This is a genomic window from Polaromonas sp. (genome assembly GCF_010365105.1).
Classification (GTDB): domain Bacteria; phylum Pseudomonadota; class Gammaproteobacteria; order Burkholderiales; family Burkholderiaceae_C; genus Polaromonas.
Genome location: NZ_JAAFGZ010000021.1, coordinates 28,629 through 49,900 on the forward strand (window position 1 = coordinate 28,629; position 21,272 = coordinate 49,900).

General features: G+C 59.4%; 13 protein-coding genes, 4 tRNA genes and 1 pseudogene. 14 read left to right on the forward strand and 4 right to left on the reverse strand.

From position 1 onward, the window contains the following. Window positions 1-6: 6 nt before the first annotated feature. From GZ092_RS14385 to GZ092_RS14430, 10 genes are all read left to right on the forward strand, one after another. Window positions 7-1,170: an efflux RND transporter periplasmic adaptor subunit gene (locus tag GZ092_RS14385; RefSeq protein ID WP_293637385.1), complete on the forward strand. Its 1,164-nt coding sequence runs from the start codon at window positions 7-9 to the stop codon at window positions 1,168-1,170. Between the two features lie 7 nt (window positions 1,171-1,177). Beyond that, window positions 1,178-4,402, forward strand: a complete 3,225-nt coding sequence (locus tag GZ092_RS14390) for an efflux RND transporter permease subunit (protein WP_293637387.1) — start codon at window positions 1,178-1,180, stop codon at window positions 4,400-4,402. 120 nt (window positions 4,403-4,522) lie between these two features. After that, a tRNA-Leu gene (locus GZ092_RS14395) sits at window positions 4,523-4,609 on the forward strand. A gap of 111 nt (window positions 4,610-4,720) precedes the next feature. Beyond that, entirely contained in the window at window positions 4,721-6,031 is a 1,311-nt protein-coding gene (tig, locus tag GZ092_RS14400; RefSeq protein ID WP_293637388.1) for a trigger factor, read from the forward strand. Between the two features lie 165 nt (window positions 6,032-6,196). After that, window positions 6,197-6,775 carry an ATP-dependent Clp endopeptidase proteolytic subunit ClpP gene (gene clpP / locus GZ092_RS14405; RefSeq protein WP_293637406.1) on the forward strand — a complete coding sequence of 193 codons (579 nt, stop codon included), beginning with the start codon at window positions 6,197-6,199 and terminating at the stop codon, window positions 6,773-6,775. A 129-nt stretch (window positions 6,776-6,904) separates the two neighbouring features. Continuing rightward, the gene (gene clpX, locus GZ092_RS14410; protein ID WP_029524025.1) at window positions 6,905-8,170 is read left to right on the forward strand and encodes an ATP-dependent Clp protease ATP-binding subunit ClpX; all 1,266 of its coding nucleotides are present in this window, start codon (window positions 6,905-6,907) and stop codon (window positions 8,168-8,170) included. A gap of 122 nt (window positions 8,171-8,292) precedes the next feature. Then, window positions 8,293-10,722, forward strand: coding sequence for an endopeptidase La (lon, locus tag GZ092_RS14415; protein WP_293637390.1), 2,430 nt, complete (start codon window positions 8,293-8,295; stop codon window positions 10,720-10,722). 64 nt (window positions 10,723-10,786) lie between these two features. Further along, window positions 10,787-10,862 (forward strand) — tRNA-Gly (locus GZ092_RS14420). Between the two features lie 70 nt (window positions 10,863-10,932). Next, a tRNA-Cys gene (locus GZ092_RS14425) sits at window positions 10,933-11,006 on the forward strand. 75 nt (window positions 11,007-11,081) lie between these two features. After that, window positions 11,082-11,168: transfer RNA gene (locus GZ092_RS14430), tRNA-Leu, on the forward strand. Between the two features lie 163 nt (window positions 11,169-11,331). On the opposite strand, the gene GZ092_RS14435 is transcribed toward GZ092_RS14430, so the two are convergent. The 4 genes and pseudogenes from GZ092_RS14435 to GZ092_RS14450 all read right to left on the reverse strand — a co-directional run bounded on the left by GZ092_RS14435 (window position 11,332) and on the right by GZ092_RS14450 (window position 15,232). Continuing rightward, the gene (locus GZ092_RS14435) at window positions 11,332-12,162 is read right to left on the reverse strand and encodes an alpha/beta hydrolase (protein ID WP_293637392.1); all 831 of its coding nucleotides are present in this window, start codon (window positions 12,160-12,162) and stop codon (window positions 11,332-11,334) included. Next, window positions 12,159-13,742: a benzoate-CoA ligase family protein gene (locus tag GZ092_RS14440; RefSeq protein ID WP_293637394.1), complete on the reverse strand. Its 1,584-nt coding sequence runs from the start codon at window positions 13,740-13,742 to the stop codon at window positions 12,159-12,161. The genes GZ092_RS14435 and GZ092_RS14440 overlap by 4 nt, the downstream gene beginning before the upstream one ends. 26 nt (window positions 13,743-13,768) lie before the next feature. Then, window positions 13,769-14,745, reverse strand: a pseudogene (locus GZ092_RS14445) (aldehyde dehydrogenase family protein). A 19-nt stretch (window positions 14,746-14,764) separates the two neighbouring features. Continuing rightward, window positions 14,765-15,232, reverse strand: a complete 468-nt coding sequence (locus GZ092_RS14450; RefSeq protein ID WP_293637396.1) for a DUF4863 family protein — start codon at window positions 15,230-15,232, stop codon at window positions 14,765-14,767. Between the two features lie 88 nt (window positions 15,233-15,320). Here GZ092_RS14450 and GZ092_RS14455 point away from each other — a divergent pair, with 88 nt between their 5' ends. The 4 genes from GZ092_RS14455 to boxA all read left to right on the forward strand — a co-directional run bounded on the left by GZ092_RS14455 (window position 15,321) and on the right by boxA (window position 21,083). After that, window positions 15,321-16,295: a helix-turn-helix transcriptional regulator gene (locus GZ092_RS14455; RefSeq protein WP_293637398.1), complete on the forward strand. Its 975-nt coding sequence runs from the start codon at window positions 15,321-15,323 to the stop codon at window positions 16,293-16,295. Window positions 16,296-16,415: 120 nt separating this feature from the next. Further along, entirely contained in the window at window positions 16,416-18,074 is a 1,659-nt protein-coding gene (boxC, locus tag GZ092_RS14460; protein WP_293637399.1) for a 2,3-epoxybenzoyl-CoA dihydrolase, read from the forward strand. Between the two features lie 96 nt (window positions 18,075-18,170). Beyond that, window positions 18,171-19,598: a benzoyl-CoA 2,3-epoxidase subunit BoxB gene (boxB, locus tag GZ092_RS14465; RefSeq protein WP_293637401.1), complete on the forward strand. Its 1,428-nt coding sequence runs from the start codon at window positions 18,171-18,173 to the stop codon at window positions 19,596-19,598. A gap of 201 nt (window positions 19,599-19,799) precedes the next feature. After that, entirely contained in the window at window positions 19,800-21,083 is a 1,284-nt protein-coding gene (gene boxA, locus GZ092_RS14470) for a benzoyl-CoA 2,3-epoxidase subunit BoxA (protein ID WP_293637403.1), read from the forward strand. Window positions 21,084-21,272: the final 189 nt, after the last annotated feature.

The window sequence follows — 21,272 nt, forward strand, 5'->3', positions numbered from 1 at the left end:
TCCATCATGAACAAAACCCTTGTCTCCCTGGCAGGTGCCGCCTTGCTGCTGGCCGCCTGCTCACGGCCCGCGCCGCCCGAGGAACCGGTTCGCGCCGTGAAAGTCATCACCGTCGGCACCAGCGACTACGCTCCAAGCCGCGAATATGCCGGTGAAGTCCGGGCGCAGGTCGAGTCCCGGCTGGGTTTCAGGATTGGCGGCAAGCTGATCAAGCGGCAGGCTGAACTCGGCCAGCAGGTCAAAGCCGGGCAGGTGCTGGCGCAGCTTGACCCGCAGGATTACCGGCTGGCGGCCGAGGCAGGCCGCGCGCAGGTGGCCGCTGCCGCCACCAACCGCAACCTGGCCGCTGCCGATTTCAAACGCTACCAGACGCTGAAGGACCAGAACTTCATCAGCGGCGCCGAGCTGGAGCGCCGTGAAGCCACTCTAAAGGCCGCTCAGGCGCAGCTGGAACAAGCCCAGTCGCAGTCGGCGGTGCAGGGCAACCAGACCGGCTATGCGGTGCTGACAGCCGATGTGTCCGGCCTCGTGACGGCGGTGGAAGCCGAGCCGGGCCAGGTCGTCGCCGCCGGCGCGACTGTGGTGCGGATTGCCGCCGATGGCGTGCGCGACATGGTGTTTTCGGTGCCGGAGGACAGGGTGGCTGGCATCAAGACGGGCGCGCCGGTGCGCATTCGCGTCTGGGCGCAGGACACCGAGTTGCTAGGTGCGGTGCGCGAGGTGGCCGCCAGCAGCGACCCGGTGACGCGCACCTATCCGGTCAAGGTGTCAATCCAGGGCAAGGCACCGCCGCTGGGCGCGACGGTCTATGCCATCCTGGGCAGCAGTGCCGCCACCGGCACGCCGGTCATCAAGCTGCCGACCAGCGCCTTGCGCCAGGAAGGGCAAACCACTGCTGTCTGGGTGCTGGACCCGGCGGCCATGACGGTCAGGTCGCAGGCGATTCAAGTGGCGACGGCTGATGGCAACGAAGTGGTGGTGGGCGCTGGCCTGGCGCCGGGCATGCTGGTGGTGAGTGCCGGCGTGCATGTGCTGTCGCCCGGCCAGAAAGTCACTATTTATGAATCAAAACTGCCTTCTGCGCAAGCAGGACGGGCGCGAACAGCTCCTGATTCAATAGCAAAACCGGCATTGGCTGTGCCGGCGGCGTCTGCTTCCGGCACGAAGTGAGGCCGGCATGACGCAACCGACTCACGACCACGCCAATGACGCGCACCCCCAGCCTTCAGAGCGTTTCAACCTCTCGCGCTGGGCGCTGGAGCATCCGGCGCTGACGCGCTATTTGCTGCTGGTGCTGATGGTGCTTGGCTTTTCGGCCTATTTCCAGCTGGGGCAGGACGAAGACCCGCCGTTCACCTTCCGCGCCATGGTGGTGCGCACTTACTGGCCGGGCGCGACGGCGCAACAGGTGGCCGAACAGGTCACCGACAAGCTGGAGCGCACCTTGCAGGAGGTGCCGTATGCCGACCGCATCCGCAGCTATTCCAAGCCGGGCGAGTCGCAGATCATTTTCCAGATCAAGGATTCGTCCAAGGCCAGCGAAGTGCCCAATGTCTGGTATTCGGTGCGCAAGAAGGTCGGCGACATGCGCGGCACATTGCCCGCTGGCGTGCAGGGGCCGTTTTTCAACGACGATTTCGGCGATGTCTATGGCGTGATCTATGCGCTGGAGTCCGACGGCTTCAACTACGCCGAGCTCAAGACCTTTGCCGATGACGTGCGCCAGCAACTGCTGCGCGTGCCCGATGTCAGCAAGGTCGAGCTGTTTGGTGTGCAGGACGAAAAGGTCTTCATCGAGGTCTCGCAAAAGCGCCTGGCCACGCTGGGGCTGGACCTGAACCAGGTGCTGGCGCAACTCGGCCAGCAAAACGCGGTCGAGTCGGCAGGCAGTGTGCAGACGCCGCTGGATGTGGTGCAGGTGCGCGTCGCCGGCCAGTTCGAGGCGATTGCGCAGTTGCGCGCCATGCCGATTCGCGGCAGCTCGGGCCAGCAGTTCCAGCTTGGCGACATTGCCGAGATCCGGCGCGGCTATGTCGATCCACCGGTGGTCAAGGTGCACCACCAGGGCCGGGAAGTGATTGCGCTGGGCGTGGCCATGACCAAGGGCGGCGACATCATCCGGCTGGGCAAGTCGCTGGAAAAACTCTCGGCCAGCTTTGAGCGCAGCCTGCCGGCAGGCGTCAAGCTGGTCCATATGCAGGACCAGCCCAAAGCCGTGGCCAGTTCGGTGAACGAGTTTGTCGGCGTGCTGATCGAGGCGGTGCTGATCGTGCTGGCGGTGAGTTTCATCAGCCTGGGCCTGCACAAGCGGCCGCACACGGGGCCGGGGCAACTGCCGCTGTGGAAGCGCTACTACATCGACATCCGGCCCGGGCTGGTCGTGGGCATCACGATTCCACTGGTGCTGAGCCTGACCTTTCTGGCGATGTGGTACCTGGGTATCGGCCTGCACAAGATTTCGCTCGGCTCGCTGATCATTGCGCTCGGGTTGCTGGTCGATGACGCCATCATTGCCGTCGAGATGATGGTGCGCAAGATGGAGGAAGGCTACGACAAGGTGCGCGCTGCCACCTTTGCCTACGAAATCACCGCCATGCCCATGCTGACGGGCACCTTGATCACCGCCGCCGGTTTCCTGCCGATTGGCCTGGCCAAGTCGGTGACCGGCGAATACACCTACGCAATTTTTGCCGTCACGGTGATTGCACTGGTACTGAGCTGGATCGTGTCGGTGTACTTCGTGCCTTACCTGGGCACGCTGCTGCTCAAGCCACCGCCGCATGTGCAGGACGTGAACCAAGGTCAAGCCGGCCATGACGGCCCGCATGAAATGTTCAACAGCCCGTTTTACAACACCTTTCGCCGCACCGTGAACTGGTGCGTGGAGCACCGCTGGCTCACGATAGGCGCTACGGTGCTGATCTTTGCCCTGGGCATTGTGGGCATGGGCCGGGTGCAGCAGCAGTTCTTTCCGGACTCCAGCCGGCCTGAAATCATTGTCGATATCTGGTTTCCCGAAGGCACCTCGTTCGCGGCCAACGAAATGACTGCCAAGCGCGTCGAGCAGCGCCTGATGAAGGAAGAGGGCGTTGCCACCGTCAGCACCTGGCTGGGTTCGGGCGTGCCGCGTTTTTATTTACCAATGGACCAGGTGTTCCCTCAGACCAACGTATCGCAAATGATTGTGCTGGCCAAGGACCTGAAGGTGCGCGAATCGCTGCGCATCAAGCTGCCGGCGCTGCTGGCGACCGAATTCCCCGAGGTACGCGGCCGCGTCAAGCTCCTGCCCAATGGGCCGCCGGTGCCGTACCCGGTGCAGTTCCGCGTCGTCGGCAGTGACCCCCTGGTGCTGCGCGAGCGCGCCGACGAGGTCAAGGCGCTGATGCGCGACAACGCCAGCATGCGCGGCGTCAATGACAACTGGAACGAATCGGTGAAGGTGATGCGCCTGGAAGTGGACCAGTCCAAGGCGCGCGCGCTGGGCGTGACCAGCCAGTCGATTGCGCAGGGCGCACGCACGCTGCTCAGCGGATCGACAGTGGGCCAGTTCCGCGAAGGCGACAAACTGATCGACATCGTGCTGCGCCAGCCGCTGGATGAACGCAATGCCATCACCGATATCGGTAATGCTTATTTGCCGACGTCGTCGGGCCAGTCTGTTTTGCTGACGCAGGTTGCCAAGCCGGTGTTTGCCTGGGAGCCGGGTGTGATGTGGCGCGAAAATCGCGACTACGCCATCACCGTCCAGGGCGACATCGCCGAAGGCCTGCAAGGCGCCACCGTCACGTCGCAACTGCTGCCCGCGCTCAAGGCGCTGGAAGTCCAATGGCATGCCAGCGGCATGGCGGGCTACCGCATTGACGTGGCTGGCGCAGTCGAAGAAAGCAGCAAGGGTTCGGCCTCCATCGCCGCCGGGATTCCCGTCATGCTGTTCCTGACCTTCACGCTCTTGATGCTTCAACTGCACAGCTTCAGCCGTGCCATGCTGGTGTTCCTGACCGGACCCCTGGGCATTGCGGGCGTTGCCGGGGCCTTGATCTTGCTGGGCCGGCCGTTTGGCTTCGTGGCCCTGCTGGGCGTGATTGCGCTCATGGGCATGATCCAGCGCAACTCGGTCATCCTGATTGACCAGATCGAGCAGGACCGGGCCAATGGCATACCCGCCTGGGACGCGATTGTCGAGTCGGCCGTACGCCGTCTGCGGCCCATCGTGCTGACGGCGGCAGCGGCCGTGCTGGCGATGATTCCACTGTCGCGCAGCGTGTTCTGGGGGCCGATGGCGGTTGCCATCATGGGCGGGCTGATCGTGGCCACGGTGCTGACCTTGCTGGCCTTGCCGGCGATGTACGCGGCCTGGTTTCGTGTCCGGCGGGAAGAGGACGCCCCGCCCGCTTCGGCCTGAATCCGCCGCGCCTGATGTATTCTCGAAAAAGAGGCTTCCAGATACAGGCTAAAATAGAAAGTTGACCGATTTCAGGCGGGAATCTGGAGCGTGATCCGGATTCCCGCTGTTTTTTCAGGAGCGCGGGTGGCGAAATTGGTAGACGCACCAGGTTTAGGTCCTGACGGTAGCAATACTGTGCGGGTTCGAGTCCCGCCCCGCGCACCATCCCTGAGGCTTTGCCGTGGCAGTTGTGCCGCTGGTCCTCGGAAGCTGCTTGACTGCAGCTGACCAGGCGAAAGCCCGGTTTTGAATATCTTTGATTTTTAGGAAACCATCATGGCCGTGACTGTTGAAAATCTTGAAAAGCTCGAGCGCAAAATGACGCTCACGCTGCCCCTCAATACCATTCAGTCGGAGGTCAACACCCGTCTGAAGAAGCTGGCCCGAACCGTCAAGATGGATGGTTTTCGTCCCGGCAAGGTGCCGATGAGCGTCGTCAGCCAGCGTTATGCCTATTCGGTGCATTACGAAGTCATGAATGACAAGGTCGGCGAGGCCTTTGCGGTCGCTGCCAACGAAGCCAAGCTGCGCGTGGCCGGCCAGCCCCGCATCAGCGAAAAGGAAGACGCGCCTGAAGGCGAACTCGCCTTTGATGCGATTTTCGAGGTTTACCCTGAAGTCAAGATTGCCGACCTGGCCAATGCCGAAGTCGAAAAGGTCAGCGCCGAAGTCAGCGACGCTGCCATCGACAAGACGCTCGACATCCTGCGCAAGCAGCGCCGTACCTTTGCCCAGCGCGCAGCCGATGCGCCCGCGCAGGACGGCGACCGCGTCACCATCGATTTTGAAGGCAAGATGGACGGCGAGACCTTCGCCGGCGGCAAGGCGGAAGACTTCCAGTTCATCGTCGGCGACGGCCAGATGCTGAAAGAATTCGAAGATGCCGTGCGCGGCATGAAGAGCGGCGACAGCAAGACCTTTCCCCTGGACTTCCCTGCCGATTACCACGGCAAGGACGTGGCCGGCAAACAGGCCGATTTCCTGGTGACGGTCAAGAAAATCGAAGCCGCGAACCTGCCCGAAGTCAACGAGGCGCTGGCCAAGTCGCTCGGCATTGCCGACGCCACGGTCGAAGGCCTGCGTTCGGACATCAAGAAGAACCTGGAGCGCGAAGTCAAGTTCCGCCTGCTGGCCCGCAACAAGAATGCGGTCATGGATGCGCTGGTTGCCAACGCAGAACTGGACCTGCCCAATGCCAGCGTTCAGGCAGAGCTCGAGCGCCTGGTGGAAGGCGCACGGGCCGACCTGAAAAAGCGCGGCATCAAGGACGCCGACAAGGCGCCAATCCCCGACGATATTTTCCGTCCGCAGGCTGAAAAGCGTGTCCGCCTGGGGCTGGTGGTGGCCGAACTGGTGCGCGCCAATGAACTGCAGGCCAAGCCCGAACAACTCAAGGCGCATATTGAAGAACTTGCTGCAAGTTATGAAAAACCGCAGGAAGTCGTTCGCTGGTACCTGAGCGACAACAGCCGCATGGCCGAAGTCGAGGCCGTGGTGATTGAAAACAATGTCACTGACTTTGTCCTCGGCAAAGCCAAGGTCAACGAAAAAGCCATCACGTTCGACGAGTTGATGGGCCAGAACTGAGCAGCTGACTTCTCCTGACGCTGGGGCTTGTGCTTTGCGGTACAGGCCCCAACTCATTTTCGGTACAGTACACACATCTCTGGAGAAAAATCAATGGTCAGAAACATTACTTACGGCGGCTACAACAGCGCCCAATCCGCCAGCCAGGAAATCCAGGGCCTGGGCATGGTTCCCATGGTCATTGAGCAATCCGGCCGTGGCGAGCGTTCTTACGACATTTATTCGCGCCTGCTGAAAGAGCGCGTGATCTTCCTGGTCGGCCCGGTCAATGACCAGACCGCCAATCTGGTGGTCGCGCAACTGCTGTTCCTGGAAAGCGAAAATCCTGACAAGGACATTTCCTTTTACATCAACTCGCCCGGCGGTTCGGTTACGGCCGGCATGGCCATTTACGACACGATGCAGTTCATCAAGCCCGACGTGTCCACGCTTTGCGTTGGCATGGCGGCCAGCATGGGGGCATTCCTGCTGTCAGCCGGCACCAAGGGCAAGCGCTTTTCGCTGCCCAATTCGCGTGTCATGATCCACCAGCCATCGGGCGGTGCGCAGGGTCAGGCCTCAGACATCGAAATTCATGCCCGTGACATCCTGAAGACACGCGACCAGTTAAACCGGATTTTGGCGCACAACACCGGCCAGACGGTTGAGAAAATCGAGCGTGACACCGAACGCGACTATTTCATGTTTGCCGACGAAGCCCAAACCTATGGCGTTGTCGATCAGGTGATTTCTAAACGACCCTGATTTGTCCTGTAGAGCTTAAAACTGCTTTGCAACAACGGCGTTTTTCTGTTACAGAAGCGCCGTTTTTTTATTGGTTATCATTGGCGAAGCGCATAGTTTCACCATGTCACGTTAAAGGTGTCCCCCATAATGGCCGATAAAAAAGGCTCCTCCAGCGAAAAGACGTTGTATTGTTCTTTTTGCGGCAAAAGCCAGCATGAAGTCAAGAAACTCATTGCTGGTCCATCCGTTTTTGTCTGTGACGAATGCATTGATCTGTGTAACGAGATCATTCGCGACGAATTGCCCGCAGGCAGCGAGGTCACAGAGACGCGCAGCGACCTGCCAACGCCAGCAGAAATCAAGGCGACGCTGGACGGTTATGTCATCGGCCAGGAACCGGCCAAGCGAACACTGGCCGTCGCCGTATACAACCATTACAAGCGGCTGCGTCACAAGGAATCGGCCAAAAAGGATGACGTCGAACTGACCAAGAGCAACATCTTGCTGATCGGGCCTACTGGGTCCGGTAAGACGCTGCTGGCACAGACGCTGGCACGCACCCTCAACGTGCCTTTTGTCATGGCTGATGCCACCACCCTGACCGAAGCCGGCTATGTCGGCGAAGACGTGGAAAACATCATCCAGAAGCTGCTGCAAAGCTGCAACTACGAGGTTGATCGCGCGCAGCAGGGAATTGTCTACATCGACGAGATTGACAAGATTTCGCGCAAATCCGACAACCCGTCCATCACCCGAGATGTGTCGGGCGAAGGCGTGCAGCAGGCGCTGCTCAAACTCATGGAAGGCACAATGGCTTCGGTGCCGCCGCAAGGCGGGCGCAAGCATCCGAATCAGGATTTTCTGCAGGTTGACACCACCAATATTCTGTTTATTTGCGGTGGCGCTTTTTCCGGACTTGAAAAAGTCATAGAAGGCCGTACCGAAGCATCTGGAATTGGTTTTGGTGCTGCCGTCAAAAGCAAAAAAGCCCGGAGCCTGACGGAAGCGTTCAAGGATGTCGAACCTGAAGACTTGATCAAGTTTGGCTTGATTCCCGAATTGGTCGGACGAATGCCGGTCATTGCAACCCTGGCCGAACTCAGCGAAGATGCGCTGGTTCGTATCCTGACGGAGCCAAAAAATGCCGTGGTCAAGCAGTTCAGCAAATTGCTCGCCATGGAAGGCGTTGACCTGGAAATCAGGCCATCGGCCCTGAAGGCCATTGCCCGCAAGGCGCTTGCCCGTAAAACCGGCGCACGCGGCCTGCGTTCGATTCTGGAGCAATCCCTGATTGACACCATGTTTGATTTGCCGACCACCAGCAATGTTGACAAGGTGGTCGTTGACGAAGCGACGATCGAGGAAAACAAGCCGCCGCTGCTGGTCTATCGCGAAGCTGCCAAGAAAGCCTGAGTCCCGGAACGGACGATGCAGGTGCCTGCCAATGGCAACCCTCGTCTCCGGTCACTACAATTTCGCCCGATCCTGAAAGGGAGCGTTGCGTTCAGCCTTGTTATGAAGGTTTAGGGTTTTATATGTCTGCACAAACTTTTCTTCCTGCAACTCCCGTCGAACTGCCTCTGTTGCCGTTGAGGGACGTCGTGGTCTTTCCGCACATGGTGATTCCCTTGTTTGTGGGCCGGCCCAAGAGCATCAAGGCGCTTGAACTGGCCATGGAGTCCGAGCGCCGAATCATGTTGGTGGCCCAGAAAACCGCTGCCAAGGACGAACCGTCTGTTGATGACATGTTCGAGGTGGGCTGCATTGCCACCATTTTGCAACTCCTCAAGTTGCCGGACGGAACGGTCAAGGTCCTGGTTGAAGGGCAGCAGCGCGCCAGGGTGAACAAGATCGAGGAAGGCGAGCAGCACTTCACTGCCAATGTGTCGCCTGTCGAGCCTGTGGCTGTTGTCGCGGGTGACAAGGGCAGCGAGATCGAGGCCTTGCGCCGCGCGGTGACACAGCAGTTTGACCATTACGTCAAACTGAATAAAAAAATACCACCCGAAATACTGACATCGATCTCCAGTATCGACGACCCCGGTCGGCTGGCGGACACCATCGCTGCGCACTTGCCGCTCAAGCTGGATGCCAAGCAGGTTATCCTGGACCTGGACAATGTCAAGGCGCGTCTTGAGAACCTGTACGAGCAGCTTGAGCGCGAGGTTGACATTCTCAATGTGGACAAGAAGATCCGTGGGCGCGTCAAGCGGCAGATGGAAAAGAACCAGCGCGACTTCTACCTGAACGAGCAGGTCAAGGCCATCCAGAAAGAATTGGGCGAAGGCGAAGAAGGCGCTGATCTTGAAGAAATCGAAAAGAAGATCAAGAGCGCCAAGATGCCGCTGGAAGCCCGCAAAAAGGCAGAAAGCGAACTCAAGAAACTGAAACTGATGTCACCCATGTCGGCGGAAGCCACAGTGGTGCGAAGTTACATCGATGTGCTGCTTGGGCTGCCTTGGAGCAAGAAAACCAAGATCAAGCATGATCTGGTCAATGCCGAAGCCGTGCTCAATGAGGATCATTACGGTCTTGAAAAAGTCAAGGACCGCATTGTCGAGTACCTCGCAGTGCAGCAGCGGGTTGACAAACTGAAGGCGCCGATTTTGTGCCTGGTGGGCCCTCCGGGTGTCGGCAAGACATCGCTCGGTCAGTCGATTGCCAAAGCCACTGGTCGAAAGTATGTTCGCATGGCCTTGGGTGGCATGCGCGACGAAGCAGAAATCCGGGGACATCGCCGTACTTATATCGGTGCTCTGCCTGGCAAGGTGTTGCAGAACCTGAGCAAAGCCGGTACGCGCAATCCGCTGTTCCTGCTTGACGAGATTGACAAGCTTGGCACTGATTTCCGTGGCGATCCCTCAAGTGCTTTGCTTGAAGTGCTGGACCCGGAACAGAACCATACCTTTGGAGATCACTATGTCGAGGTCGACTTTGACCTGAGTGACGTGATGTTTGTGGCAACGTCGAATTCGATGAATATTCCGCCGGCCCTGCTTGACCGTATGGAAGTGATCCGCTTGTCGGGCTATACCGAGGACGAAAAAACCAGCATCGCCATGCGTTACCTTCTGCCCAAGCAGGTCAAGAACAATGGCGTGAAGGACGACGAACTTGAAGTACAGGAACAGGCGGTGCGTGACATCGTGCGTTACTACACGCGTGAAGCCGGTGTTCGCTCACTCGAGCGCGAGTTGTCAAAGATTTGCCGCAAGGTCGTCAAGGGTATACAGCTCAAGAAAATGACGCCCAAAGTGCTCGTCACGCCCGACAACCTGAATGAATTCCTGGGTGTCCGGAAATACGATTATGGCCGTGCGGAAAAGAACAATCAGGTCGGTCAGGTCGTTGGTCTTGCCTGGACTGAAGTGGGCGGTGACCTGCTCACGATCGAAGCGGCCGTCATGCCTGGCAAGGGCGTCATCACCCGCACAGGGTCATTGGGCGATGTCATGAAGGAATCAGTCGAGGCGGCGCGTACTGTGGTCCGGAGTCGGTCCAGGGGGTTGGGCATCAAGGATGAAATGTTTGAAAAGCGTGACATTCATATCCACGTCCCAGACGGCGCGACGCCCAAGGACGGCCCAAGCGCCGGAGCTGCCATGACTACGGCGTTTGTTTCTGCATTGACAGGCATTCCTGTTCGCGGCGATGTGGCAATGACCGGTGAAATAACCCTGAGGGGAGAAGTTACTGCCATTGGTGGTCTGAAAGAAAAGCTGCTGGCTGCCTTGCGCGGAGGCATCAAGACCGTGCTGATCCCGCAGGAAAATGCCAAGGATCTTCAGGAAATTCCAGACAATGTCAAAGCCGGTCTTGAAATCATTCCGGTCAAATGGATTGATCAGGTATTGCAGGTTGCCCTGGAGCGACAGCCGGTGCCATTGACCGATGAAGAAGTTGCAATAATTGCGGCCGCCAGCGCTGCCGCACCCTCGCAAGTTGTTGGTACGGTCAAGCATTAAGCGGCAAGCTTTACCTTTATTTAAATAATCGTTAAAAACCAAGCTATAATTTATAGCTAGACTCGCGGGAGTAGCTCAGTTGGTAGAGCGCAACCTTGCCAAGGTTGAGGTCGAGAGTTCGAGCCTCTTTTCCCGCTCCAATTCAAAGGGCAGCACTTCAAAATGCTGCCCTTTTTGGTTGGAAAGTACGAAAAACAAGAAAAAAAAGAGGGCGCGGTAACAAAGCGGTTATGTACCGGATTGCAAATCCGGCTAGCCCGGTTCGACTCCGGGCCGCGCCTCCATCAAGTTTTTGTCATCAGCCCCGGTTAAGGGGCTTTTTTGTTTGACAATGCTGTTTGGCAGATCAGTTTTCACCAGCGAGAGTGGCGTAATCGGTAGCCGCACGGGACTTAAAATCCCGGGACAGTGATGTCGTACGGGTTCAAGTCCCGTCTCTCGCACCAATTTATTCCGCTTCCAAATCAATCCGGAATCAGGCACGAAGCCGCAGGCCGTGATGTGACAGCCAAAGCAATAAGATATCTGGTTGACCTGGATATGGGATCACACCCAATTGAACTGGATTTTTGCAGCGTCCCTTCACCCAACTGATATGAAGTGCAGACATCAGACCGAGCTCGATGGCCTGTTTTCAGAGAATGGCTGCTGAATGAATGCGGTAATGGCTGTGATCAGCCTTTCGGGCTGATCGCGATGCGGCGAATGGCCACATTCGGCCAATTCGAGCAATTCAGTCTGCGGTACGCTGCGGGCAATGCCGTGAATCTGCGCCAGCGTGCCATATTCGTCGTCCTGCCCCTGCACCGCCAGTAGCGGGCAGCGAATGGCACCGATTTCCTGCGCAATGGACCAGTGCCTGAAGTCAGGATGCAGCCAGATGTCATTCCAGCCCCAGAAAGCCGAATCGGGGCTGTCATGGTGTCGCGCAAGGCGCTGGCGCAAGTTGGTTTGAAGGTACGCCGTACGCGCCTTTTCAATGCTGCTGACCGACACGCCTTCCACCATAATGTGGGGCGCCAACACTACGGCGCCGGCAAGGTATTCAGAGAAGTGAGCGGCATACAGCAATGCAATGGAGCCGCCGTCACTGTGGCCGAGCAACCAGGGTTTGTCATGACGTGCATCAATGCCCAGCGCATTCAGCAGGGCCGGCAGCACCTGCTGCGCCTGCCGGTGCATGAAGTCAAGACCCCAGGCTTCGTCTGTCGGGCGAGGCGAAGAGCGACCATAACCGGGGCGCGAATACACCAGGCCACGGCAACCGGTCGCCTCGCACAGGTAACGCGGGAAATCCCTCCACATCGCCACCGATCCCAGCCCTTCGTGCAGGAACACGATCAGCGGCGCCGCTGTGCGGTCAGGCTGAATCCACTGGTGTTCAATGCGGATCAGACTTCCGTCCCAGTCGATGTCGATAAACGCCACATTGCCTGTCATGGGGCTTCTGCCTGCCGATCGCGCAGCTTGAAGCGCTGGATCTTGCCCGTGGCGGTCTTTGGCAACTCGGTTATGAATTCGATGGTGCGCGGGTACTTGTAGGGCGCGAGCCGCTCCTTGACGAAAGACTTCAGCTCGTCTTCGCTGACCTGCTGGCCAGCCTTCAGCACAACATAGGCCTTGGTCTTGGTCAGGCCTTCAGCATCCGTCACGCCAATGACGGCAGCTTCCAGGATGGCCGGGTGTTGCGACAGCGTGGCCTCGACCTCGAAGGGCGAAACGTAAATACCGCTGACCTTGACCATGTCGTCGCTGCGGCCCGAATAGGTGTAGGTGCCGTCGACGTTGCGAACGTACTTGTCACCGGTTTTGGTCCAGGCGCCTTGAAAGGTTTCGCGTGACTTCTCGCGGTTGCCCCAGTACAGCAGCGCCGCGCTCGGTCCCTTGACGTAGAGGTCGCCGGTGTCGCCATCTGGCACCGGGTGGCCGTCATCGCCGCGCAATTCGATCTCGTAGCCGGGAACCGGCCAGCCCGTGGTGCCGTAGCGCACTTTTCCGGGCAGGTTGGACAAGTAGATGTGCAGCATTTCGGTCGAACCGATGCCGTCGATGATCTCGATGCCGAAATGCCGGGTGAAGCGTTCGCCCAGGTCGGCCGGCAAGGCCTCGCCAGCCGAAGACGCCATGCGCAGCGACACCTGGCTTTTCGCCGGCAGGCCGGGCGCGGCCAGCATGCCGGCAAAGCCGGTCGGCGCGCCAAAAAACACTGTGGGTTGGTGGTCAATCCAGCGCTTGAAGGTGGCCGCTGGCGTCGGGCGCTCGGCCATCAGCACCACCGTGGCGCCGACACTGAGCGGAAAACTCAGGCCGTTGCCAAGTCCGTAGGCAAAGAACAGTTTGGCGGCAGAAAAACACACATCGCGCTCGGTGATGCCCAGGATGGGTTTGCCGTAGAGCTCTGCCGTCCAGTAAGGATTGGCGTGCGTGTGCAGCGTGCCTTTGGGCTTGCCCGTGGAGCCGGAGGAATACAACCAGAAACCCGGGTCATCGGGGCTGGTAGCGGCAGCCCGGGCCAGCGGCGAGTGCTGGGCAATCAGTTCATCGAGTGCCACGATGTCAGCAGGCAAAGCGGCGTTGGGATGCGAGACGATGACAGTCTTGACTTCATGCGTGGCCTTGCGCATGGCTTCGTGCAGCAGGGGCAGCAACGCTGCGGACACCAATACGGCTTGCGCTCGGCTGTGTTCGAGCATAAAGGCGTAGTCGTCAATGGTCAGCAGGGTGTTGACAGCGACCGGCACGATGCCCGCATACATCGCGCCCAGAAAGCTCACCGGCCAGTCGTTGCAGTCGTGCATCAGCATCAGCACGCGCTCTTCACGGCGCACACCGCTGGCGAGTAGTCCGGCGGCCAGGCGGCAGATACGCTCGGCCAGTTCCCCGTAACTCAGGCTGCCTGCATCGTCGATGAATGCCGTCTTGTCCGGGCGCCCGGCGTTGCAGGCGATCAGGTGCTGGGCAAAGTTGAATGGCATGCCGGGAGGCTGAAGTCGGAGTGCTGGGCTTGCAGGGATGCTCATGGGCTGTGTCTCCTGGTCTTTTTTATTCAGAGCGCAGCCGATGGGTGCAAATGCGCAAGCACCTCGGTATCGGCCTGCACGGCACTGCGGCGGTGGTAGAAGTTCAGGGCGTGCAGGCCGCCGGGGACTTCGCCGCCGCCCGCGCGGTCCGGCCCCCCATGCAACGACTGCGGCATGACATTGGCGTACCTGGTTTGCAGCGCAGCCATGTCGGGCGAAATCACATGCACGCGGTCATGGCTGTCAGCCGGCTCCAGCGCGGTGGCGATCAGTGTGCCTGCGTCGCTGCCGTACAAAGAGGTGACCAGCGAGCCCTCACCCCGGCGCACCAGCGCCAATGCGTGTTTGGTTTCGCGGTAAGGCACGAGCGTGGCAACAGGGCCGAACACTCCGGTGTCGTGGCCACGGTCGGCGCTGTCGCTGCCCGCCGCGTCGCGCTTACCCAGCAGCGTGGGACTGACGCAGCAGGCGATAACCGCATCGGCATCGATCAGGGCGTCTCTGCCGTCATGCAGCACTTCGGCTTGTGCGCTCAGGTGCGCCAGGCCTTGTTTCAACGCTGCCAGTTGAGTGCGGTTGACCAGCGCGCCCATGCGTACCTTTTCATTGCGCGGATTGTCCACGGTGGCTTTGGCCAGCCGCGCCAAAAGCGCATCTGCTGCTGCGTCATACAGAGCTTCAGCCACAAAGACACGGCGAATCTCCGTGGATTTCTGACCCGACAGGGCCGTCATTTCACGCACCACTTCCTTGACCAGCAGATCAAATGCCGGCCTGCCCGCCACTTCGTTCGGCAGCAGCATGGGGCGCGCAGGCGGTAGGTGAGGGTGCGCAGGGCCGCGCCGCCTTGTTCTCTGGCAAATTCAAAACCGGCGGCCAGATCCAGCCAGGTTGCATCAAAGCGCACGAGCTCTAGGCCCCGCACCGGGTCAAACAACGGCGTACCGGCACCTGTGCCTTGCTGCCACTGGCCGCCAAGGTAATTTGAAAGCAGTTCGGTCATGAAAATCTTTTCGTAACAGTCAGGAACGGGTGAATTCGATGCTGCCCCGGGGCAGCAGGTAGAGCACCAGCGCGCGTCCGCTTGAAACGGTGGGCTGGTGCGCGCTGCCGGGCGGACAGACCAGCCAGCCGGCGGGGCGGCCGTCAAATTGAGCGCCGTCATCCAGCGGCATGATCAGGTCGATCTCGCCATTCGGGTGCACGTGATGCGGACCGGCAATGTCCTTCATATCCACCACATCGACGGAAAAGCCGTGCAGATCGTCTGCCGGTTTGAAAATACGGCCGTAACGAATGCCGCCGCCCTCCCGGTCGCACAGCCAGCCTTCGGCAACGCCTGTCATGCATGACTGCTTGAGCTGGTGGTAGGTGGGGCTTTCGACGCCATGTTCGGCGTTGAGCCAGGCATCCAGGACGGCATCCAGCGGCCGGCCGGCCAGCCGGGTCGTCATTTGCGTAATTTGTTCCCGAAATTCTGCAAGCGGCATGCATGGTCTCCGTATAGTGTGTTGAACTTGTCAATTCACTTAATATGAATTATTGTGCTTGTATGAACCATAATTCTTGAAAAATAACATGTCAAGCAATATATTGCATGTATCAGGGTTAACACCTGTTTCGCCTGAGCAGACGCCTGCCTTTACAGGAGCGCATCTTTCATCTCTTCATGCTGCCGAAGCCGACGAGAAAAATCCTTTCCTGGTTGCTCTGGGTGAGCGGGTCAAGGCCCTGCGGGCGCGGCGCGGCATGACGCGAAAAGCCGTGTCCATTGCCGCCGATGTGTCCGAAAGGCATTTGGCAAATCTGGAGTACGGCGAAGGAAACGCCTCCATATTGGTGTTGCTGCAGGTCGCCCGCGCGCTGCATTGCTCACTGGCTGAACTGATTGGCGATGTCACGACCTTGTCGCCCGAGTGGCTGCTGATTCGGGAGTTGCTTGAGGGCCGCGACGATGTGGCTCTGCGGCGGGTGCGGATTGCCATTGGCGAAATGCTGGGTACCGGAAGCGCCAACACTGCCATCAGTTCGCAGGTCGCATTGATAGGGCTGCGCGGCGCTGGAAAATCAACACTGGGGGCGCTGCTGGCTGAAGACCTGGGATTTCCATTTGTCGAGTTGAGCCGTGAAATTGAAAAGTTCGCGGGCTGCAGCGTATCCGAAATCCAGGCGCTCTATGGCATGAATGCCTACCGGCGCTATGAACGCCGGGCACTGGAGGAAACGATCCAGATTTACCCTGAAGCCGTTATTGCCACCCCCGGCGGCCTGGTGTCGGACCCGGCTACCTTCAACCAGTTGCTGTCGCACTGCACCACGGTCTGGCTTCAGGCCGACCCTGAAGACCATATGAAGCGGGTGTTGGCGCAGGGTGATTTGCGGCCCATGGCCGCCAGCAAGCAGGCAATGGAAGATCTCAAGGGCATTCTTTCTGGTCGTGCAGCTTTCTATTCGAAGGCGCAGCACAAGGTCGATACCAGCGCTCAAAGTCTGGAGTTGTCTTTTCAAATATTGCGCCAGAAAGTTCGGGGGGCACTGCAGTTGCCAGCCTGACGGAATAACAGTACATGCATAAAAGTGCTTGCTTGCTTGATTGGCGGATGTTGCATTATCATGCTTGTATTGAATTTCAATTAATGCAGGTTTCATGCATAAAACTGGAGGCATCACAACATGACCATTGCTTCGCGCGTCGAATACCAGACCGATCCTTCGCAGTACAAACACTGGAAGCTCAGCTTCAATGGCCCGGTCGCCACGCTGGCGGTCGACATTGATGAAAACGCCGGTCTGCGTCCGGGCTACAAGCTCAAACTCAACAGCTATGACCTCGGTGTCGATATTGAACTAAACGATGCCGTCAGCCGCATTCGCTTCGAGCATCCGGAAGTGCGCACCGTGGTGGTCACCAGCGCCAAGGAAAAAGTGTTTTGCTCGGGCGCCAACATCTTCATGCTGGGCGTGAGCAGCCACTACTGGAAAGTGAACTTCTGCAAGTTCACCAACGAAACCCGCAACGGGCTGGAAGATTCCTCCCGCTACAGCGGCCTGAAATTCCTGGCGGCCGTCAATGGCGCCTGTGCCGGTGGCGGTTACGAGCTGGCGCTGGCGTGCGACGAGATCATCCTGATTGACGACCGCTCCAGTTCCGTCAGTCTGCCCGAAGTTCCCTTGCTCGGCGTGCTGCCCGGCACCGGCGGGCTGACCCGCGTGACCGACAAACGCCATGTTCGGCACGACCTGGCCGACCTGTTTTGCACCAGTGTTGAAGGCGTGCGCGGACAGAAGGCCAAGGACTGGCGTCTGGTCGATGACATTGCCAAGGCCGTCGATTTTGCCCAGAAAGTACAAACCCGCGCACTGGCGCTGGCCGAGCAAAGCGACCGTCCTGCCGACGGCAAAGGCGTTGTCTTCAAGCCGTTGAATCGCACTGTCGAAGCCGACGCGCTGCATTATTCGAACGTGACCATCGAGATCGACCGCGCCAAGCGCACCGCCACGTGGACGGTCAAGGCCCCCACGGGCGAGCAGCCCTCAAGCATTGCCGGCATTGAAGCGCTGGGCGCTGACTGGTTCCCGCTGGTGCTGGCGCGCGAACTCGAAGACGCGATTTTGATGATGCGCACCAATGAACTCGACATCGGTGTCTGGCTGATCAAGACTGAAGGCGATGCGGCCGCCGTGCTGGCCATGGACTATGTGTTGCTGGCGAACCAGAACCACTGGCTGGTTCGCGAAACCATCGGACTGCTGCGCCGCACGCTGAGCCGCCTTGACTTGTCGTCACGCAGCCTGTTTGCGCTGATTGAACCGGGCTCGTGCTTTGTCGGCACTTATCTGGAATTGGCACTGGCTTGTGACCGCAGCTACCATTTGGCACTGCCGGATGATGAGGACAAGGCGCCCAAGATTACCGTGGCCGAAATCAACTTTGGCCTGTACCCGATGATCACCGGCCAGAGCCGTCTGGGCCGCCGCTTCTATGACGAGCAGCCGGCACTGGAAGCGGTACGCGCCAAGGCCGGCCAGCCGCTGGATGCCGATGCTGCATTCGCGGTCGGCTTGGTCACTGCCAACCCCGACGACATCGACTGGACCGACGAAGTGCGCATCGCCATCGAAGAGCGCGTGTCGATGTCGCCTGATGCCCTGACAGGCATGGAAGCCAACCTGCGTTTCAACGGCCCGGAAAACATGTTCACCCGCATCTTTGGCCGCTTGACGGCCTGGCAGAACTGGATTTTCCAGCGGCCCAACGCTGTCGGTGATAAAGGCGCACTCAAGGTTTATGGCAAAGGTGAAAAATCACAGTTTGACTGGAACCGCGTCTAAAAACGCCTGTATTTTCTCGTTGTGCGGCGCGGTCCGGGTGGCGCGCCGCAACCGAAATTCATCCCCCGAATCCGTCAGTTATTTTTGGAGCCCCTCATGTCCAGTATTAATTACAGCGAAACGATTCCCAACAACGTCAACCTCGGCGAAGACCGCACGCTCAAGCGCGCGCTGGAGCAATGGCAGCCGAACTTCCTCAACTGGTGGGATGAAATCGGCCCCGAAGGCTCGACCCATTCCGACGTCTACCTGCGCACCGCCGTCAGCGTCGATCCACAAGGCTGGGCGCAGTTCGGCCACGTCAAGATGCGCGACTACCGCTGGGGCATTTTCCTGAACCCGGGCAGCGCCGACCGTGACATTCATTTTGGCGACCACAAGGGCGAAAAAGCCTGGACCGACGTGCCCGGCGAACACCGTGCCAACCTGCGCCGCATCATCGTCACGCAAGGCGACACCGAGCCGGCATCGGTCGAGCAGCAGCGCCATCTCGGCCTGACCGCGCCCAGCATGTACGACCTGCGCAACCTCTACCAGATCAATGTCGAGGAAGGCCGCCACCTCTGGGCGATGGTGTATCTGTTGCATAAGCATTTCGGCCGCGACGGCCGCGACGAAGCCGAAGGCCTGCTGGAGCGCCGCAGCGGCGACGAGAACAACCCGCGCATCCTGGGCGCCTTCAACGAGAAGACACCGGACTGGCTGAGCTTTTTCATGTTCACCTACTTCACCGACCGCGACGGCAAATTCCAGCTGGCCGCGCTTGCCGAAAGCGCTTTTGATCCGCTGGCCCGCACGACCAAGTTCATGCTGACCGAGGAAGCGCACCATATGTTCGTCGGTGAAAGCGGCATTTCGCGCGTTATCCAGCGCACCGCGCAGAAGATGAACGAGCTGAAAACAGACGATGTCGGCAAGCTGAGAGCCGCTGGCGTGATTGACCTGCCCACCATCCAGCGCTACATCAATTTCCACTACAGCGTCACCATCGACCTGTTCGGCGCTGACGAGTCGAGCAATGCCGCCACCTTCTACAGCTCCGGCCTGAAGGGCCGCTATGAAGAAGGCAAGCGCGTCGATGACCACGTGCTCAAGGGTCAGACCTACAAGGTCATCGAGGTCAAGGACGGCCAGCTGGCCGAAAAGGAAGTGCCGATGCTCAACGCGCTCAATGAAGTGCTGCGCGACGACTACATCCGTGACTCTGTGGCCGGCGTCGAGCGCTGGAACAAGGTGCTGACCAAGGCTGGCATTGCCGTGCAGCTCAAGGTGCCGCACAAGGCGTTTCACCGCAATATCGGTTCGTTGTCGAAGGTCAAGGTGTCGCCCGATGGCCGCGTGGTGTCGGATGCTGAATGGAATGCCTGCGTGAACCAGTGGCTGCCCAGCAGCGAAGACCGCGCCTATGTTGCCAGCCTGATGGGTCGCTGCATCGAGCCCGGCAAGTTTGCCAACTGGATTGCGCCGCCGGTCATGGGCATCAACCGCCAGCCGGTTGACTATGACTATGTCCGATTTAACTGACCCCCACGCTTGTCACTTCGCGTACTGCGCTGCCCCCCCGAGGGGGCCGCTGCGCCTGCGGCCTGGCAAAGCCAGTTCCGCGGCCCCTGCTGGTGGCAGAGAAAACACGCGCTCCCTGAAAGTGCTGGCTTTGAACTCCGCATTCCGCTTTGCCATCATCGTTAACGCATAGCTGCCCTCAAGCCCTTATCGGAAACCGCTATGGACATGACCGAAATTCACGTGATCAAGCAGCATTTGATTGACCCTGAAATCTGCATCCGCTGCAACACCTGCGAAGCGACCTGCCCGGTGCAGGCCATAACGCATGATTCGATGAACTATGTGGTGGATGCCGACAAATGCAATTTCTGCATGGACTGCATTTCGCCGTGCCCGACGGGCTCGATCGACAACTGGCGCACGCTGCCGCGCGTCATGGCGTACAGCCTGGAAGCCCAACTGGGTTGGGATGAGTTGCCGGTTGAACTTACCCCGGAAGAACTGGCGGCCGAAGGCGTTGCTGCCGGTGCCATTCCCGACATCGAACCGGTGGCGCCTTCGCTGCCGGCGGCGGTCACTGGCGAGGCGGCTTTCTACAGCGCCCAGTACGGTGCCATCTTGCCTCCCTGGTCGGCCGTGCATGCCTACACCAACCTGTACGGCCCGAAAGCGGCTGAAAAATCCATCACTGCCACCGTGACAGGCAATGTGCGGGTGACCGAGATTGGCAGCGACGATTACGACACGCACCACATCGTGCTGGACTTTGGCAAGCTGCCGTTTCCGGTGCGCGAAGGCCAGTCTGTCGGCATTGTGGCGCCTGGGGTTGACGCCAACGGCCGGGCTCACCATGCACGCCAGTATTCGATTGCCAGCCCGCGCAACGGTGAGCGGCCGGGCTACAACAACCTGTCGCTGACCATCAAGCGGGTGCTGGAAGACCACCAGGGCAATCCGGTGCGCGGCGTCAGCTCGAACTACATGTGCGATTTGCAGGTCGGCGACAGGGTCCAGGTGATGGGCCCATTTGGCGCCAGTTTCCTGATGCCCAATCATCCGCGCTCGAACATCGTGATGATCTGCACTGGCACGGGCAGTGCACCGATGCGGGCCATGACCGAATGGCGTCGGCGGCTGCGCAAGTCAGGCAAGTTCGAAGGGGGCAAGCTGATGCTGTTCTTCGGCGCGCGCACCCAGCAGGAGCTGCCTTATTTTGGCCCGCTGCAAAGCCTGCCCAAGGATTTCATCGACATCAATTTTGCGTTTTCGCGCACACCGGGTGAGCCCAAGCGTTATGTGCAGGACGTGATGCGCGAGCGCGCGACCGACCTGGCGCTGCTGCTGCAGGATGATTCGACCTTCTTTTATGTATGCGGGCTCAAAAGCATGGAGGAGGGCGTGGTGCTGGCGCTGCGCGATGTGGCGCAGCAGGCGGGGCTGGATTGGGAAGCCGTAGGCGCTGCGCTCAAGTCCCAGGGGCGGTTGCATCTTGAGACCTATTGAATGCGGGAGTACATTCGTTTTGACCAGCCGGTTGCGTTTTGGTCTCGGATTTATGCATCAAATAGGCCTTTTCCGCGCGACTGTTCTACGCAAGCAGCTATTTATTTGAGCCAATTGCACAATTCTGCGTCATAGGTTCAGAAGACTGGTTTTTCGTAAAAGCCAAGCTGGATGCGATCGAACTGAAGA

Coding starts and splice junctions, on each gene's coding strand:
- GZ092_RS14455 (WP_293637398.1), top strand. CDS start 15,321: ATGTCAAGCAATATATTGCATGTATCAGGGTTAACACCTGTTTCGCCT.
- clpX (WP_029524025.1), top strand. CDS start 6,905: ATGGCCGATAAAAAAGGCTCCTCCAGCGAAAAGACGTTGTATTGTTCT.
- boxB (WP_293637401.1), top strand. CDS start 18,171: ATGTCCAGTATTAATTACAGCGAAACGATTCCCAACAACGTCAACCTC.
- boxA (WP_293637403.1), top strand. CDS start 19,800: ATGGACATGACCGAAATTCACGTGATCAAGCAGCATTTGATTGACCCT.
- clpP (WP_293637406.1), top strand. CDS start 6,197: ATGGTTCCCATGGTCATTGAGCAATCCGGCCGTGGCGAGCGTTCTTAC.
- GZ092_RS14450 (WP_293637396.1), bottom strand. CDS start 15,232: ATGCCGCTTGCAGAATTTCGGGAACAAATTACGCAAATGACGACCCGG.
- tig (WP_293637388.1), top strand. CDS start 4,721: ATGGCCGTGACTGTTGAAAATCTTGAAAAGCTCGAGCGCAAAATGACG.
- GZ092_RS14440 (WP_293637394.1), bottom strand. CDS start 13,742: ATGAGCATCCCTGCAAGCCCAGCACTCCGACTTCAGCCTCCCGGCATG.
- GZ092_RS14390 (WP_293637387.1), top strand. CDS start 1,178: ATGACGCAACCGACTCACGACCACGCCAATGACGCGCACCCCCAGCCT.
- GZ092_RS14435 (WP_293637392.1), bottom strand. CDS start 12,162: ATGACAGGCAATGTGGCGTTTATCGACATCGACTGGGACGGAAGTCTG.
- boxC (WP_293637399.1), top strand. CDS start 16,416: ATGACCATTGCTTCGCGCGTCGAATACCAGACCGATCCTTCGCAGTAC.
- GZ092_RS14385 (WP_293637385.1), top strand. CDS start 7: ATGAACAAAACCCTTGTCTCCCTGGCAGGTGCCGCCTTGCTGCTGGCC.
- lon (WP_293637390.1), top strand. CDS start 8,293: ATGTCTGCACAAACTTTTCTTCCTGCAACTCCCGTCGAACTGCCTCTG.